The 15,832-nt window shown below is 66.9% G+C and carries 16 protein-coding genes and 2 pseudogenes; 4 read left to right on the top strand and 14 right to left on the bottom strand.

Annotation, left to right across the window (positions count from 1 at the left end):
- The 9 genes and pseudogenes from V9E98_09750 to argC all read right to left on the bottom strand — a co-directional run.
- Positions 1 to 312 (bottom strand): hypothetical protein (locus tag V9E98_09750; GenBank protein ID MEI2717261.1); only part of this gene is annotated, 312 nt, incomplete at its 3' end.
- Positions 313 to 763: 451 nt separating this feature from the next.
- Positions 764 to 1,387 (bottom strand): argininosuccinate lyase, encoded by a 624-nt coding sequence (argH, locus tag V9E98_09745; protein MEI2717260.1) that lies wholly within the window; start codon positions 1,385 to 1,387, stop codon positions 764 to 766.
- Complete coding sequence (locus tag V9E98_09740) at positions 1,312 to 1,710, bottom strand: hypothetical protein (protein MEI2717259.1); 399 nt, start codon at positions 1,708 to 1,710, stop codon at positions 1,312 to 1,314. The genes argH and V9E98_09740 overlap by 76 nt, the downstream gene beginning before the upstream one ends.
- On the bottom strand, positions 1,707 to 2,912 hold the full coding sequence (locus tag V9E98_09735; protein ID MEI2717258.1) for an argininosuccinate synthase: 1,206 nt from the start codon (positions 2,910 to 2,912) through the stop codon (positions 1,707 to 1,709). The genes V9E98_09740 and V9E98_09735 overlap by 4 nt, the downstream gene beginning before the upstream one ends.
- A gap of 39 nt (positions 2,913 to 2,951) precedes the next feature.
- Positions 2,952 to 3,461, bottom strand: coding sequence for an arginine repressor (locus V9E98_09730; GenBank protein MEI2717257.1), 510 nt, complete (start codon positions 3,459 to 3,461; stop codon positions 2,952 to 2,954).
- Positions 3,458 to 4,621: pseudogene (locus V9E98_09725) on the bottom strand (acetylornithine transaminase). Before V9E98_09725 ends, V9E98_09730 begins: the two are co-directional and overlap by 4 nt.
- A 41-nt stretch (positions 4,622 to 4,662) precedes the next feature.
- Positions 4,663 to 5,571: an acetylglutamate kinase gene (argB, locus tag V9E98_09720; GenBank protein MEI2717256.1), complete on the bottom strand. Its 909-nt coding sequence runs from the start codon at positions 5,569 to 5,571 to the stop codon at positions 4,663 to 4,665.
- Positions 5,568 to 6,719 carry a bifunctional glutamate N-acetyltransferase/amino-acid acetyltransferase ArgJ gene (gene argJ, locus V9E98_09715; GenBank protein ID MEI2717255.1) on the bottom strand — a complete coding sequence of 384 codons (1,152 nt, stop codon included), beginning with the start codon at positions 6,717 to 6,719 and terminating at the stop codon, positions 5,568 to 5,570. Before argJ ends, argB begins: the two co-directional genes overlap by 4 nt.
- A complete protein-coding gene (gene argC, locus V9E98_09710) occupies positions 6,716 to 7,756 on the bottom strand; it encodes an N-acetyl-gamma-glutamyl-phosphate reductase (protein ID MEI2717254.1) in 1,041 nt (346 codons plus the stop codon). Before argC ends, argJ begins: the two co-directional genes overlap by 4 nt.
- Before the next feature lie 232 nt (positions 7,757 to 7,988).
- Between argC and V9E98_09705 the strand changes: the two genes are divergently transcribed.
- From V9E98_09705 to V9E98_09695, 3 genes are all read left to right on the top strand, one after another.
- On the top strand, positions 7,989 to 8,414 hold the full coding sequence (locus V9E98_09705) for an AMP-binding protein (GenBank protein ID MEI2717253.1): 426 nt from the start codon (positions 7,989 to 7,991) through the stop codon (positions 8,412 to 8,414).
- The gene (locus V9E98_09700) at positions 8,395 to 9,561 is read left to right on the top strand and encodes an AMP-binding protein (protein ID MEI2717252.1); all 1,167 of its coding nucleotides are present in this window, start codon (positions 8,395 to 8,397) and stop codon (positions 9,559 to 9,561) included. Before V9E98_09705 ends, V9E98_09700 begins: the two co-directional genes overlap by 20 nt.
- A 75-nt stretch (positions 9,562 to 9,636) precedes the next feature.
- Positions 9,637 to 10,293 (top strand): zinc ribbon domain-containing protein, encoded by a 657-nt coding sequence (locus V9E98_09695; protein MEI2717251.1) that lies wholly within the window; start codon positions 9,637 to 9,639, stop codon positions 10,291 to 10,293.
- Positions 10,294 to 10,320: 27 nt separating this feature from the next.
- Here V9E98_09695 and V9E98_09690 read toward each other — a convergent pair whose 3' ends face one another.
- From V9E98_09690 to V9E98_09675, 4 genes and pseudogenes are all read right to left on the bottom strand, one after another.
- Positions 10,321 to 11,832 carry a phenylalanine--tRNA ligase subunit beta gene (locus V9E98_09690; GenBank protein ID MEI2717250.1) on the bottom strand — a complete coding sequence of 504 codons (1,512 nt, stop codon included), beginning with the start codon at positions 11,830 to 11,832 and terminating at the stop codon, positions 10,321 to 10,323.
- Positions 11,833 to 11,950: 118 nt separating this feature from the next.
- A pseudogene (locus V9E98_09685) lies at positions 11,951 to 12,829 on the bottom strand (phenylalanine--tRNA ligase subunit beta).
- Entirely contained in the window at positions 12,829 to 13,632 is an 804-nt protein-coding gene (pheS, locus tag V9E98_09680; protein ID MEI2717249.1) for a phenylalanine--tRNA ligase subunit alpha, read from the bottom strand. The pseudogene V9E98_09685 and the gene pheS overlap by 1 nt, the downstream one beginning before the upstream one ends.
- A 4-nt stretch (positions 13,633 to 13,636) precedes the next feature.
- Positions 13,637 to 13,996 (bottom strand): hypothetical protein, encoded by a 360-nt coding sequence (locus tag V9E98_09675; protein MEI2717248.1) that lies wholly within the window; start codon positions 13,994 to 13,996, stop codon positions 13,637 to 13,639.
- Positions 13,997 to 14,070: 74 nt separating this feature from the next.
- Here V9E98_09675 and V9E98_09670 point away from each other — a divergent pair, with 74 nt between their 5' ends.
- Positions 14,071 to 15,024 carry an MBL fold metallo-hydrolase gene (locus tag V9E98_09670; GenBank protein MEI2717247.1) on the top strand — a complete coding sequence of 318 codons (954 nt, stop codon included), beginning with the start codon at positions 14,071 to 14,073 and terminating at the stop codon, positions 15,022 to 15,024.
- On the opposite strand, the gene V9E98_09665 is transcribed toward V9E98_09670, so the two are convergent.
- Positions 15,012 to 15,818, bottom strand: a complete 807-nt coding sequence (locus tag V9E98_09665) for an RNA methyltransferase (protein ID MEI2717246.1) — start codon at positions 15,816 to 15,818, stop codon at positions 15,012 to 15,014. The genes V9E98_09670 and V9E98_09665 overlap by 13 nt on opposite strands.
- Positions 15,819 to 15,832 lie beyond the last annotated feature (14 nt).

Raw genomic sequence — 15,832 nt, 5'->3', positions numbered from 1 at the left:
GGGGATCCTGATGATCAACAGCACAGTGCTTCTTGCTGAGAACTCGCACGTGGCGTTGCAGAAGAGTCGGTCCCACTCCCCCATGCAGGTGATGCGGGACGCGGGTTTACAGCGCTCGAGCAGCGCGACGGCCAACTGCGCCTGGCAGGGCGTGACACTCGCCTCAAGAAGCGCGGCGGCTCGGACGCGATCACATCGCGCACGATGCCGCTGTCGGCACAAGAAGTACCCCGAGCCTTTCCTTGGGACCTCAGATCCTCGCTGACCCGCGAGGGAGACGTCATTCGGACGACTTGCGCTCCGCCTGGTCACGCATCCGTCCGATCGCGGCCTCGAGGTCGGCGACTTGCGTCCAACACCTGGCTCGGCGCGGTGCCGCCGACGCTGTCCCCGGGAGGCGAGTGCGCCCTCGACGTCGAGGACCGAGCGAACCTGCGGCGTCAGCAGTGGCGATACCGAGGCAAGTTCCTCCATCGGTCAGGTCGTCCAACTCGACGCCGCGGGGGTTCCCGCGATCTGCCACGCCAGGCGCCGGCGGCCTCGTGCGCCCGCCGGAACGGCATGCCCGCGCGGACCAGCCGTTCGGCGATATCAGTGGCGAGCGCGAAACCGGCGTGGGCTTCGCGGCCATGACGGCCGCATCGAATGCCAGAGTCGCGACAGTTCCCGTCATCGCCGGGAGGATCATCTGCAACTGGCCGACGGTGTCGAGACAGGTTCTTGTCCTCCTGCAGATCGCGGTTGTACGCGAACGGCAACCCTTTCAGGGTCGCGAGGAGTCCGTGAGGTTCCCGATGATGCGACCGGCCTTGCCTCGGGCGAGCTCGGCTGAATCGGGATTCTTCTTCTGCGGCATGATGCTGGATCCTGTGGCGAACCGGTCATCGAGCGTGGCCCAGCCGAACTCGTTGGAGGCCCACAGGCAGATTTCCTCTCCCAACCGCGAGATGTGCACGGCGAGCATCGTGGCCGCGAACAGGAACTCCGCCACGAAGTCACGGTCGCTGACCGCATCGATCGAGTTGGTCATGACCGAGTCGAAGCCGAGATCCGCAGCGATCGCCTCGGGGTCGAGGCCGAGCGACGAACCGGCCAGTGCGCCGGCGCCCATGGGTGAGCGGGCAGCCCGCCGATCCCAATCGTCGAAGCGTTCGACATCTCGCAGCAGGGCGTGGGCATGCTTGGCCAACTCATGGCCGAAGGCCACGGGCTGGGCCCGCTGAAGATGAGTGAACCCGGGCGCCGCGTCGTAGGCGTGTGCTCGGGCTTGGGTCACGAGGGCAGCGGCGAGATCCAGCACCATCGACTGGATCAGGCGGGCGTGATCGCGTAGGTACAACTTGAAGTCGGTGGCGACTTGGTCGTTGCGACTGCGTCCCGCTCGCAACCGTCCACCCAATTGGGGCCGAGCCGCTCCAGCAGACCCCGCTCGATCGCGGTGTGGACGTCCTCGTCAGCCTGCGTGGGCCGGAACGATCCCGACTGCACATCGTCCAGTAGTCCGTCGAGGCCCGCCAGCATGGCGGCTAGGTCGTCGTCCGACAGCAGCCCGGCCCGGTTCAATGCCCGGGCGTGCGCCTTTCCCTGTTGGATGTCGTAGGGCGCGAGTACCCAATCGAAGTGCACTGACAAGCTCAGCAGCGCCATTGCCTCAGAGGGTCCGCTGGCGAAACGACCGCCCCACAGCCGCAGATCCTCGGTGTCGGTCACTGTTGCCCCGACCGCATGTCCCGCGCGGTGGCCATTGAACTGGGAAGACCCCAGAGGTCGATGAACCCCTTGGCTTTGGACTGGTCGAACGTATCCCCCGTGTCGTACGTGGCGAGGCCGAAGTCATAGAGGGACTGCGGAGAGCGACGTCCGGTGACAACGGCGCGTCCAGCGTGCAGCACGACGCGAACCTCCCCACTGACCGAACGGTTCGCCTCGGTGACGAAACCGTCCAGAGCCCGCATCAGAGGAGAGAACCACAGACCGTCGTAGGCCAGCTCGGTCCACCGTTGGGATACGCCGCGGAAGAACCGGGCCAGATCCCGCTCCATGGTCACGTTTTGCAGTTCCTCGCGAGCGGTCAACAAGACGATCGCGCCGGGAGCCTCGTAGACCTCACGGCTCTTGATGCCGACAAGGCGGTCCTCGACCATGTCGAGGCGACCCACACCTTGGGCACCTCCGCGACGATTCAGCTCCTCGATCGCCTGCAGCATGGTGACGGGACGCCCGTCGATAGCCACCGGCACCCCCTGCCGGAACTCGATGACGACTTCGTCCGGCTCGGCGGCAGCGTCTGGTGCAGAGGTGTAGGAATACAGATCCTCGATGGGACCGTTCCAGATGTCCTCGAGGAACCCCGTTTCGACGGCACGGCCCCAGACATTCTGATCGATCGAGTAGGGGGATTTCTTGGTCACATCGATGGGCAGCCCGTGCAACTCGCAGAACTCGATGGCCTTGTCCCGGGTCATGGCGTAGTCACGAACCGGTGCGATACACGTCAGCTCAGGTGCGAGGTTGGCGATACCGACCTCGAAACGAACCTGGTCGTTGCCCTTTCCTGTACAGCCATGTGACACCACGGTCGCGCCGTACTTGCGTGCAGCAGCCACCAGATGCTGCACGATGAGTGGTCGGCTCAGTGCCGAGACGAGCGGATATCGGTCCATGTACAGCCCGTTGGCACGAAGCGCGGGAGCGCAGTACTCGTCTGCGAACTCGTTGCGGGCGTCAGCGACCTCCGCCTCGACTGCGCCACACGCCAGAGCCCGCTTGCGGATGACCTCGAGGTCTTCCCCACCCTGACCGACATCGACGGCGACAGCGATGACCTCGCTGCCTGTCTGCTCCGCGATCCAACCGATCGCCACACTCGTATCCAGCCCCCCGGAGTACGCCAATACCACCCGGTCACTCATGATGCGCCTCTCCTGTCGTTACTCCCCGGAATGCTTCCTTCATGGTCGCACCCGTTCGTTGATCATCGTCAGAATCCTGTCGGCCACGGCGGCCCCGCCCATGTGGTCTCGCGTGACCAGGAGCACCGTATCGTCGCCGGCCACGGTTCCGATCACATCGGTGAGGACCGTGTGATCGATCGTGCTGGCCAGGTACTGGGCGGCCCCGGGTGGAGTCCGCAACACCACGAGGTTCGCCGACGAGTCCACGGTGATGATCAGTTCGGGGCCGACCCGGGCGAGTTTGGAGCCACGGGCGGCATCCAGGTCCGGAGGGCGTGGCGTCATGTCACCGCCTTCACCCGGGACTGCGTACACAAGTTGTCCATCGGCAGCCGGCACTTTGACGGCGCGCAGTTCATCAAGGTCGCGACTCAGCGTCGCTTGCGTGACCTGAATCCCGTCGGACTCGAGGTGTTCCCGCAGTTCGGCCTGCGAGTGAATCGGATGGCGTTCGAGGATTTCCACGATGCGCAGCCGCCGCGCCGACATCGTCCGGGGCACGGTCATGTCACGGTCTCCTGTCGAGCGTCCGCGAGAATCGCCGGAAGGGCCGCGATGAACTGGTCGATCTGCTCAGCGGTGATGGTCAGCGGCGGCGCCAGACGGACCGCTGACGGTTGCACCGCGTTCACCAGAAAGCCCTTCTCCCGAGCGGAACGTTCGACAGCGGGCGCGACATCATCGGTCAACACCAATGCGCGCCACAGCCCGACACCGCGCTGCCCAGCGACCCACGGGTCATCGGTCGAGAGCAGCCCCCGGGCCAACCGGTCACCGTTGTCCCGAACCTGCGCCAGCAGATCGTCGCGCTCGATCGTGTCGAGGACGGCGAGAGCGGCGGCCGCGCTGACAGGGTTGCCCCCGAAAGTGGTGCCATGGTCACCGGGGCGCAGCACATCCCCGGCTGCGCCGAACGCCAGGCAGGCGCCCAGCGGTAGTCCGCCGGCCAGCCCTTTGGCGAGGGTCATGATGTCGGGTTGAACAGCCGCCGCTGCGAACCAGGAACCTGTGCGACCGATGCCCGATTGCACCTCGTCGATCACAAGCAGCGCATCGTGGGCCGACGTGATGCTCCGGGCGGCCTCGAGATAGCCCTGAGGGGGAACGACGATTCCGCCCTCGCCCAACACCGGTTCGAGGAACACCGCGGCAGTACGGTTCGAGACAGCTTCGGCCAACGCGTCGGCGTCACCGTAGGGGACGAACGTGACGGGTTGTGGAAGCGGCTCGAACGGGTCCCGCTTCGCCGGATTCCCCGTGATCGACAAAGCGCCCATGGTGCGACCGTGGAATGCGCCTTCGGCTGCGACGATCTGCTGGGAACCGCCGGTCGGGTCCTTGGCCCAACCGTGGCGCCGCGCAATTCTTGTAGGCGGCCTCATTCGCGGTCGCCCCGTCCTGACTGAAGAACACCCGAGCGGGTCGCCCGGTCAATGCGACCAGCTCTCCGCGAGGTCGATGCCGGTGGTGTGCATCGACAGGTTGCTGGTATGCCCGAGCCGACCGATCTGATCGCAGACCGCCGCCACTACTGCGGGGTGCGCATGACCCAGTGTGTTCACGGCGATACCCGCGACCAGGTCGAGGTACTCGACCCCGTCGATGTCCCAGACCCGACAACCTTCGCCGCGGATCAGGGCCACGGGTGGAGTTCCGTAGTTGGCCATCATGACGGTGTCCCACCGCGCCGCGAGGTCCGAGGTGGCGCTCATTCGTCGGCCACCCCATCGGGCAGCACCATGGTCCCGATGCCTTCGTCGGTGAAGACTTCGAGGAGCAGTGAGTGGGGAATCCGACCGTCGATGACATGGGCACGTGGGACACCAGCCGCGACGGCGTCGGCGCAGGCTTGCATTTTCGGCGCCATGCCGGATTCGAGCCCTGGTAGCGCTTCCCGAAGTTCCGACAGGGCAATCGTGCGGATCACCTCTGCCGAAGCCGGCCAATCCGCGTAGAGACCTTCGACGTCAGTGAGCAAGATGAACTTGTCCGCCTCAAGTCCGATGGCCAGCGCCGCAGCAGCCGAGTCGGCATTGATGTTGTACACCTGGCCGTCCTCCCCGATCCCGATACTGGAGACGACCGGGATCAGTCCGTCATCGAGCAGCGTGGTGACGAAGTCGGGTCGAACGGCCGAGACATCACCGACAAATCCGATGTCCTCGGGCACCCCGGAAACAACTGCGAGGCGGCGCGTCGTCGTGAACAGGTGCGCGTCCTCCCCAGACAGCCCCACGGCGTGAGGGCCGTGTTCGTTGATCAGCCGGACGATGTCCCGCTGAACCTGTCCGGTCAGGACCATCCGGACGACGTCCATGGCCTCTTTCGTCGTGACCCGATAGCCGCCCTTGAACTGCGAATCGATGCCGAGTTGACCCAGCATCGACGTGATCTGAGGACCGCCACCGTGAATCACAACCGGGCGTAGGCCCGCCATCCGCAGGAAGACGACGTCTTCGGCAAAGGCACGCTGCAACGCCTCGTCGATCATCGCGTTTCCGCCGTACTTGATCACGACCGTGGCCCCGTGGAAGCGCTCCAGCCACGGCAACGCCTGGGCCAGGACCGCCGCATTCGCCACGGCCGTCTCACGGTCGATAGTCCGAAGCGTCTTCATGTGGAGTAAGCCGAGTTCTCGTGCACGTAGTCGGCTGTCAGGTCGTTGGTCCAGATAGTTGCGCTCTCATCGCCGGCGTGGAGATCGACGGTGACAGTGACCTCCCGGCCGCTCATGTCGACCTGATCCCGGTCGTCGCCCACAGAACCCCCGCGACACACCCAGACGTCGTTGACCGCGACATCGATGGCGTCCGCCTCGAAGATCGCATCCGTGGTTCCCACAGCAGACAGGATGCGACCCCAGTTGGGGTCCTCGCCGTGGACCGCGCACTTGAACAAATTGCTGCGTGCGATCGCCCGACCCGCGATCTCGGCATCGGACTCCGACGCCGCGTTGCGCACATCGATGCGGATGTCTTTTCCGGCGCCTTCCGCGTCGGCCACCAACATGCGGGCGAGCTCGGCGCACACCTTCGTCACCAGGGACGCGAGTTCCCCCCGCGGGGGCGTGATTCCGGACGCGCCCGAGGCCATGAGTACGACAGTGTCGTTGGTGGACATGCAGCCGTCGGAATCCACTCGGTTGAAGGTGCGGGCGACGGCAGCAGTCAGTACCTCGTCCAACGTCGCGGCGTCGGCCACCGCGTCGGTCGTGAGGACGGAGAGCATGGTCGCCATCCCCGGGGCGAGCATGCCCGCCCCTTTCGCCATTCCCCCGACGCGCCAGCCGTCCCCTGTGGCCGTCGCCTCCTTGGCAACAGTGTCCGTGGTCATGATCGCCCGGGCGGCTGCCGCACCGCCCTCGCCATCGAGCTGGTTGGCGGCTGTCGTGAACCCGGCCAGCAGGAGATCCATCGGGAGCCGTTCACCGATGAGCCCGGTGGAACACACGGCAACCTCGATCGGTCCGCAGCCGAGCAGACCCGCGACGTGTTCCGCCGTGTGGTGGGTATCGGCGAATCCATCGGGCCCGGTGCACGCATTCGCGCCCCCGGAGTTCAGTGCCACCGCGTGCGCCGATCCTGTCTTGAGACACTGCTCGGACCACAGGACCGGGGCGGCCTTGATCCGGTTCGTGGTGAACACAGCCGCTGCGGACTGCAGTGGTCCGTCGTTGACGACCAGCGCGATGTCGGCCGCTCCCGACTGCTTGAGGCCTGCGGCGACACCTGCGGCGCGGAACCCCGCGGCGGCGGTGACACTCACGGTGCGACCCCCAAGGTGGTGAGACCCGTCGTCTCCGGAAGTCCGAGCATGATGTTCGCGCACTGCACTGCCTGTCCGGCGGCGCCCTTCTGCAAGTTGTCGATGGCCGTCACGACGGTAGCGCGGCCCGCGTGCTCGTCTAACGCGACCTGCACGAGCGCAGTATTGGCGCCGTAGGTGGCCGCTGTGACCGGCCAAATCCCCTCCGGCAATAGTTTGACGAAGACCTCATCGGCATAGGCCTTGTGCAGCGCCGCGCGCAGATCATCGCCGGACACGCCTGCCATGATCGGCGCGCTCGACGTGGCGAGAATCCCCCGGGACATGGGCGCGAGGAGCGGCGTGAAGGACAAGGTGACGTCGCCACCGCCGGCCGTGGCCAGGGCCTGCTCGATCTCCGGTGTGTGCTGGTGGATCCCCCCCACCTTGTACGCCTTCATCGAGCCCATCACCTCGGTCGCCAGAAGCGCTTCGGACGGTGCCCGTCCGGCCCCACTGGTCCCGCTGGCAGCGACGACGACGATGTCGCTCGCAATGAGGGAATGCGCCACCAAGGGCCATAGAGACAGAGTGATCGCCGTGGCGTAGCAGCCTGGTACCGCGACCCGCCGCGCCCCGGCCAAGGTCTGACGTGTGTCGAGCAGCTCGGGCATTCCATAGGTCCAGGCCGGCGCAGCGGGGCCGCCGTAGTAGCGCGCCCAGGCACACTGGTCACGTAGTCGATGGTCGGCGCCGAGATCGACCACCATGCAGGATTCCGGCAAGTGTGCGGCGATCGCATGGGAGTGGCCGTGAGGCAGAGCCAAGAACACCAGGTCACAGTCCGCGAGGGTCGCCGGATCGGTCGGGGCGAACGTCTGATCTGCGCGGTCGGTCAGCCCCGGGTGTACCGACGTGACCGGCTCCCCCACCTTGCCGCCTGCTGCCAACACGGCGAGGTCCACAGCCGGGTGGGCGGTCAGGATCCGCACCAACTCTCCGCCCGCGTACCCACTGGCACCGACGACCGCGGTTCGCACGCGCCTACTCTCGAGCATGAATGCGAGTATACGCATACCCCTGGGGGATGGTCCGCCGCCCACCCACCCGGCCGGATTTCAAGGCCGACTGGATTCGAGGCACCGAGGTACGGCACAGTCGGCCCATGCGGCGCCGCCCCACCGTCCCTTCCGCCGCAACCCTGGGACCTTCCGCCAAACGCCCGGGTCCTTCCGCGGCAGACCCGGGTGAATCCCCCGGGACCGCTGCCGACGGCGGAGCGGTCACGTGGTGAGACGCCCGGATCTGTCCCAAGTCCGACAACTCACGACCGCCGGCTTCTCAGCGTGGCGTTCGTCCGGGCTGACGGTTCCCATCAACCCGCTCACCGGTGTGCGCCTGGGCCGAGATCTGCTGGTCCACGGTGTGTCTCCCGCCATCGGATGGGCCGCCGGCGCCGACCGCCACCCCGACCAACTCGCCCTGATCGACCAGTACGACGTGACCCTCACCCAGCATCAGGCCGAAGACCTCACCCGGCGGACAACCGCCTTCTTGCGGACGACAGGTCTGGCGCCCGGCCGCACGGCGGCCGTGTACGGACGCAACTCGGCGGGATTCGCGGTGGCGATCGCCGCTGTCGCGCGATCCGGGGCCGACCTCGTCTACTTCGAATCCCGGCTTCACCGCCGACCAGGTGACGTCCTTGTGCAGTGAGCACGGCATCACGTTGGTGCTGGCCGATCCGGACCTGACGCCGCGGATACCGGTGGGCATTCAGGTGCTGAATCTGACCCAGCCCGAGCGGTGGGCGACCGGCGCCACTTCGGGCTCGCGGACCCTGCGGGTCCTCGCCGGTGGCGGCCGGCACATCATCTTGACCTCGGGCACGACCGGAAAGCCGAAGGGAGCCGACAGGTCCGGCACGCCGTTGTCCGCCACGGTGTCACTGTTGTCGATGCTGCCGTACCGCGAGCGGGACACCCATGTGATGGCCGCCCCCCTGTTCCATTCGTGGGGCTGGCTGAATCATCGACTTGCGGCTCTGCTCGACTCGACGGAGGTGATGATCGCGAGACCGGGAGCAGAGGAGGTGCTTGCGGCAACACACCGTCATGCCGCGGGGTTGATCATCACGACTCCGGTGGTCGTCGCACGATTGGCCGAGGCTGGAGCGGGCTCCTGCGACCTCAGCGCGCTTCGGGGAGTGCTGGTCAGCGGGGCGCCATTGCCCACGGACATCGTCGAGCGATTCCGTGCCGAGTTCGGCGACGTCCTGTACAACCTCTACGGCTCCACGGAAGTGGGATACGCGACGGTAGCCACTCCACAGGATCTCGCGCGTGATCCCGACTCGGCCGGACGCCCGCTCCCGGGGGTCCGCGTGGAACTCCTCGACGACGTCGGCGAGCCGGTACGACCTGGCCGTCAGGGCCACGTGTGGGTGGGCTCCGCCGCGTCGTTCGACGGCTACGTGGATGGTGATGACAAGGATCGCCGCGGAGATCTGGTCGCGACCGGGGACGTCGGCTACTGGACCTCGGCGGGAACTCTGACCATCGTGGGGCGGGCCGACGACCTGATCATCAGCGGCGGTGAGAATGTCCATCCCAGCGAGGTCGAGCACGTACTGCGACGCTGCCCGGGCGTGGCCGACATCGCCGCTGTCGGCCGCCCGGACCCTGAGTACGGTCAAAGGGTCGCCGTCTTCGTCGTCCCTTGTGATCCGCATGCCGATGTGGTGGCCGATGTGCGTCGTTACGCCAAGGATCACCTGGCCGGGTACCAGCGGCCCCGCGACATCACGGTTGTCTCGGACCTCCCTCGCAACGAGACGGGGAAGGTGCTCCGCCGATTGCTGTAGTGCCCCGGGCGAGGTGATGAATCGGGCACAGGGAGTAGCGTGGAGGTATCCGGGGTTAGTCCTGGGGAGGTCGTCATGAGCAACTTCTGCCCGTCCTGCGGAGCTCAGCATGATCCCACCGCTCACTTCTGTGAACAGTGCGGAACACCCTTCGATGCCGCTGCCCAACAGACCCAGCCGATCACGCCGCCGCCTACGGCTGCTCCCCCCGGGACACCGGTGGCGCCCGCCGGAACCCCCGCGCCCCAGTCGTCGGGGAACGGCCTGACGGTCCTGGTCGTTGCCGCGCTGGTGGTGGGTGTGATCGCACTCGGCGTCGGCGCCTTTGTTCTCCTGCGTTCGTCGGGCACGGGTGGGACCACCACCGCGGCGACGTCACCATCGGCAAGCCCATCTCCGACTCCGACCGTCACGTTGACGAAGAAACCGAAGCCCGCTCCCACCGTGACGGTGACGCGCCAATCGATCCCCGATCTACCGGATTGGCCCGGCTACACGATTCCGACGGAGTACAAGTCGTGTGACGTCGGGGTCTACGCCAGTCCCGCCACGAGTTGCCCCTTCGCGAACAACGTTGCCTCCGCGTGGTACTCCTCGGGTGGCTCCACATTCCTGAGCGGGGTCTACAGCCCCGTGACCGACCAGTACTACGACATGTACTGTTCCGAGACACTCCCTACCGAATGCACCGGCGGGAACAACGCCTCCGTCGTGATCGACTACATCCCCTGACCCGCCGCCTGAGGATCTGAACTCGCCCTAGTCGCGCAACACGGCGCCGAATCGACGCGCCGCCTCGGCGACTGCGGCGCGTCGAGTGGCCGCGACCTCATCCGAGGTGAGCGTCCGATCAGCGGCTCGGAAGCGCAGGGCGAAGGCCAATGACTTCCTGCCCTCACCGACTTGGCTTCCCGTGTACTCGTCGAACAGTCGCACCGACTCCAACAACGCGCCACCGCCCTGCTGCAGGGCGTGCGCCACGTCCCCGGCGGCGATGTCGGTGGCAACGACCAGTGCCACGTCCTCTTTCGCCACGGGCATGGTGACGACGCCTGGTGCGGGAGTCACGGGCACCCGCGCGGCGGCCACCGCGTCGAGATTCAACTCCATGGCGGCGCTGCGTTCGGGGAGCCCCAACCGCTCGATGACCTTCGGATGCAGCTCCCCCGCGTGACCGACGACGATGTCAGCGACGAGCAAGGCGGCGCACCTGCCGGGATGCCAGGGAGCAGCCGCGCCAGGTGTGACGTGCATGTCGGTGCCGACCGTGCGAGCGACCAGTCGGGCCGCGGAGACCGCGTCCGCCCAGTCCGCGCGGCGAGCGGATCCCCACCAGCCACCCAGTTCCCGGGCTCCCGTCAGCAGCACTGCCACATGCCGGGGTTGGTCGGGGAGCAGTTCCTGCAGGGCATCCAGTTCGTGGTCACTGGGCCGCGTGGACACATCGGGGCGCGGCACGGAACTGGGAGGGACCGAGATCCGCGGCTGGAACACGAGCCCCTGTTCGAACAAGGCCAGGTCCTCGTTCCCGCGCGCTAGGTTGCGCCGTGCTGTGGCCGCCAAGCCGGGGAGCAAGGTGGTGCGCAGTAGAGGCTGCTCATCACTGAGGGGGTTGGCGAGTCGGACGGCGCGATGGCGGGGGTCGGGGGTCTCGATGCTCAGCGCTGCCAGATCCGCCTCCCCGAGGAATGGATACGACGGCGCCTCGACGTAGCCGGCGCCGGCCAGAGCCATGCCTACCCGCCGACGAATCCGGCGGGAATCGGGCAGCCCGTGCTGCGCGGGCACCGCTGGCAGAGTTGACGGGATCGCGTCGTACCCCACGATCCGCAGTACCTCCTCGACGAAGTCGTACGGATCGGTCAGGTCTGGTCGCCAGGTGGGCGGGGTGAGGTGCAGGCGGGCGCCGTCCGTCCGGACCTCACATCCGACGGAACTCAAGGCAGCCACTGCGACGTCGGCGCTGATGTCGAGCCCCCCGACCCGGCCTGGCAGGTCCGTAGCGATGGTGATGCTCACGGGTTCGGGTGCGGATTCCACCGCGGTCATGCCGTCATGGCGGCCGCCCCCGTACTTGAGGAGCAGAGCCGCGCCCATCTCGGACGCGAAGGGCGCCAGGCCACGGTCGACACCGCGCTCGAATCGACGCGAGGCCTCGCTGCTGAGTTTGTGTCGTCGCGACATCCGGGCGACCACACCCGCATCGAAGTGAGCTGCCTCGAGTGCGATGTTGGTGGTGTCGTCGTTGATCTCGGTGGTGAGGCCACCCATGGTCCCGGCTAGCCCGATCGCTCCGCGGTCGTCGGCTATCACGAGATCGTCCGGGGTCCAGCTCCCGCTGGACGTGATCGAGGGTTTCGAGGGTCTCTCCCGGCCGGGCTCGCCGTGCGCGCACCGGCCCGCGCAGCAGGTCACGGTCGAAGGCGTGCAGCGGCTGTCCGACGTCGAGCATGACGTAGTTGGTGACATCGACGGCGAGGCTGATCGACCGCATTCCACAGGCGGCGAGTCGGCGGCGTAGCCACAAGGGTGTGGGCGCTTGAGGATCGAATCCGCTGATGGTGCGCAGCGTGAACAGGTCACATCCGACGGGATCCTCACTGGCACACTCGTGGGCCACCGCGTCATCGGCGGGGACAGGCAGCTCGTGCAACTGCACGCCGGGATCGCTGAACGGCACCTGATAGGCCGTTGCTGCCTCGCGAGCGACCCCTCGCACGGAGAGCGCGTAGCCACGGTCAGGGGTGACCGCAATATCGAGCACCTCATCACCGATGCCGAGCAGCGGCTTCGCGTCGTCACCGGGGACACCACTGCCCTGGGGTAGAACCATGATCCCGTCGTGCTCGTCACCGAGCGCCAACTCCCGCTCGCTGCAGATCATGCCGTCGGACACGCGTCCATACGTCTTGCGAGAACCGATGGCGAAGTCACCGGGGAGCACGGCTCCGGGCAGCGCCACCACCACGAGGTCACCGGTGGCGAAGTTGCGGGCGCCGCAGATGATGCCACGCAGCCCAGGGGTGTCCGGGTGACCGTGGGCATCGCCGACTTCCACCTGGCAGAACCGAATGGGTTTCTTGAATTCGGTCAGCTCCTCGATCGAACGAACCCGACCGAGGACCAACGGCCCCGACAGTCCGGCACCGACGGTGTCGACCGTCTCGACTTCCAGCCCGGCCGAAATGAGTCGGGCGGCGATATCGCGACCGCTCTGATCGGCCGGGACCGGCGCGTACTCACGCACCCAGGACACTGGAACGCGCATCAGACCTCCAGCCCGAACGCACGGGTGAAACGCACGTCACCTTCGACCATGTCGCGCATGTCAGTGATGCCGTGCCGGAACATCAAGGTGCGCTCCAGACCCATCCCGAACGCGAAGCCGCTGTATGTGTCTGGATCGATGCCGCATGCCCGCAGCACCCGAGGGTTGACCATCCCGCACCCGCCCCACTCGATCCACCCTTCGCTGCCGCAGGTGCGACATGGATGGTCGGGGTCGCCGACGGAGGCGCCGCGACAGACGAAACATTGCAGGTCCATCTCGGCGCTCGGCTCGGTGAACGGGAAGTAGGACGGACGCAGCCGCGTGACGATTCCGGCACCGAACAACGCCGCTGCGAAGTGGTCCAACGTGCCTTTGAGATGCGCCATGGTGATGCCGCGGTCGATGGCAAGCGCTTCGATCTGGCTGAATACGGGGGTGTGGGTGGCATCGAGTTCGTCGGTGCGGAACACGCGGCCCGGCGCAACCATGTAGATGGGAGGAGTTTGGGTGAGCATCGTCCGGATCTGGACTGGTGAAGTGTGCGTGCGCAGAACGACGCCGGAGTCAGCAGACTCTACGAAGAACGTGTCCTGCATCGAGCGGGCAGGATGGTCCGGACCGATGTTGAGCGCATCGAAGTTGTGCCATTCGGTCTCGACCTCGGGCCCATCAACGACGTCATAGCCCATTGTCACGAAGATGTCCGCCATCCGTTCCTGGATGGTGGTGAGCGGATGTCGGGCCCCCACGGGGTCGCGGTCGTACTCCTTGGTGACATCGACCGCCTCGGCAACGAGCATTCGCTCATCCCGCTGCGCCTCGAGAACCGTGCTGTCGTTCGTCCAGTGCCGCCTGGACTTGTCGGCGAGCTTGGCCCACCCGTTTGCCGGCATCTGCCTTGGCTGCGGCCGGCAGTGCAGCGATCCCGCGGTTCGCCAATGCCAGGGGCGAACGATCACCGGCGTGGGCCAGCCGTGCCGATTTCAGCGCCTCGAGGTCATCAGCTGCGGCAATGGCAGTGAGCGCCTGGCCCACGGCGGCGTCGACAGCCGCCGCCGACACTGCCTCGGCGACAGCGGGGTCGGCCTCCCGCTGGGGCCGTTGCTGGGGCTGCTCGCGGGCCTGCTGGGACTGTTCGGGGCCCTCCCCGGTCTGTTTCGGCACTCGACAAGTGTAGTGATGCTCGCGGTGGCCCCATCGCCGGGCAACGGGTGGGGCGAAGGCCCAGAATCGACGATGTGACGCATGTCGACACCACCGACCTGGGTGACGAGATCTTCATGATGGACACCCGTATGGGTGGCCACGAGTCGATCACTTCGTCCTACCTGATCCGTAGTTCGCGACCGTGCCTGATCGAGACGGGGACCGCCCGATCGGCATCGCTGGTCCGCCGGCAACTGGCGGAGTTGGGCATCGGCCCTGGTGACCTGGGCTCGATCGTCGTGACCCACATCCACCTGGATCACGCCGGCGGAGTGGGTGACCTCGCAGCTGCGTTCCCTCAGGCCGATGTCGTTGTCCAGGAACGGGGCGCCCGGCATCTCGCTGACCCGACTCGGCTGGTCGCCAGCGCTCGGCGCGTGTTCGGCGCCACGATGGACCGGCTCTTCGGGGTTCTGCGACCGACCGAGGCGCGGCGCATCGTCTCTATCGCGGAGCGAGGATCCATTGATCTCGGAGATGGCCGGTGGCTGGCAGCGTTCCACAATCCGGGGCACGCGTCACACCACATCGGGCTGGTGGACTCGGCCACGGGCGATCTCTACACCGGGGACGCAGCGGGCGTCTATGTGCCTGAGACCCGGGACATGCGACCCGCGACACCCCCGCCGGACTTCGACCTCGACCTGACGCTGTCGTCGCTGGCCGCGATGCGCGATGTCGGCCCGACCAGGCTCCTGTTCAGCCATTTCGGACCGGTGAGCGATGTCGATGACACGTTGGCGGCCTCTGTCGCCGAACTCCATGCCTGGGTGGACGTCGTGCGACTCGCACGCGACATCTCCCCCGATCTGGACCACGCCGTCGCCATGGTGCGGGAGCGGGATCGAGAGCGCCACGGTGCGCTATACGCGGATTCGGGGCTCCTGGCCAAGCAGGAGGAGTTGTCGGCAACGGCGGCCAACGTAGCGGGAATCCTGCGGTGGCTGGACACCCCTGGCTCCACCACGGACCATCACCCCGCCTGAGCAGCAGCCGTCGCGTAGAGGCAAACGGCAGCAGCGGCCGCCAGATTGAGTGACTCCGCGAGGCCGAAGATCGGGATCGCCACGTCAGCATCCGCGGCCAGTTCAGTCGGCAGGCCGTGCGCCTCATTTCCGAACACCCACAACGTGGGCGCAGCCAGCGAACCGTCACGCTGCATGTCGAACAGGTTCCGCGTACCAGCCGCCGAGGTGCTCAGCACTTGGAGGCCGGCAGCACGTGCGCCGGAGAGCGAATCGGCGGGTGCATCGGTCTGGGCGAAGGGAACGTGGAACAGTGAACCGGCGCTACTCCGCACACACTTGCCGTTGTAGGGATCCACGCTATCCCCGGCCAGGATCACGGCGTCAGCCCCAGCGGCATCTGCGGTGCGCAGGATCGTACCGGCGTTGCCCGGGTCGCGGACCTCATGGAGCATCACGACAAGACGAGACTGGTTCAGCAGTCCCATCGCGTCACCATCGAGGAACCGGCACACCGCGGCGATCCCCTGCGGGTGCACGGTCTCAGTCATGGCCAGCAGGACAGGCTCCGGAACCGCCGTGACAGATTGGCCGGCAAGTTGTGCGGCGGCGGCGATCTCCTGCACCGGCGCCGGTGCCTCGGTGCTGACGTAGACCTCGTCGATGATGTCCGGGCGCCATGCGACGGCTTCTCGCACGGACTGCGGACCTTCGGCCAGGAAGCGACCGACCTTGCGTCGAAAAGAACGGTTGGCGAGACGACGGACGGCCCCAACCCGGTCGGACTTGACCGAGGTGGGGCCGTCTGGCGTCATCGTGCTGGGTCGGC

The sequence above is a fragment of the Candidatus Nanopelagicales bacterium genome (genome assembly GCA_037045355.1).
In the GTDB taxonomy this organism is placed as follows: Bacteria; Actinomycetota; Actinomycetes; order S36-B12.
Note: the sequence above shows the minus strand (reverse complement) of the source record. Positions and strands in the feature narration are given on the sequence as shown.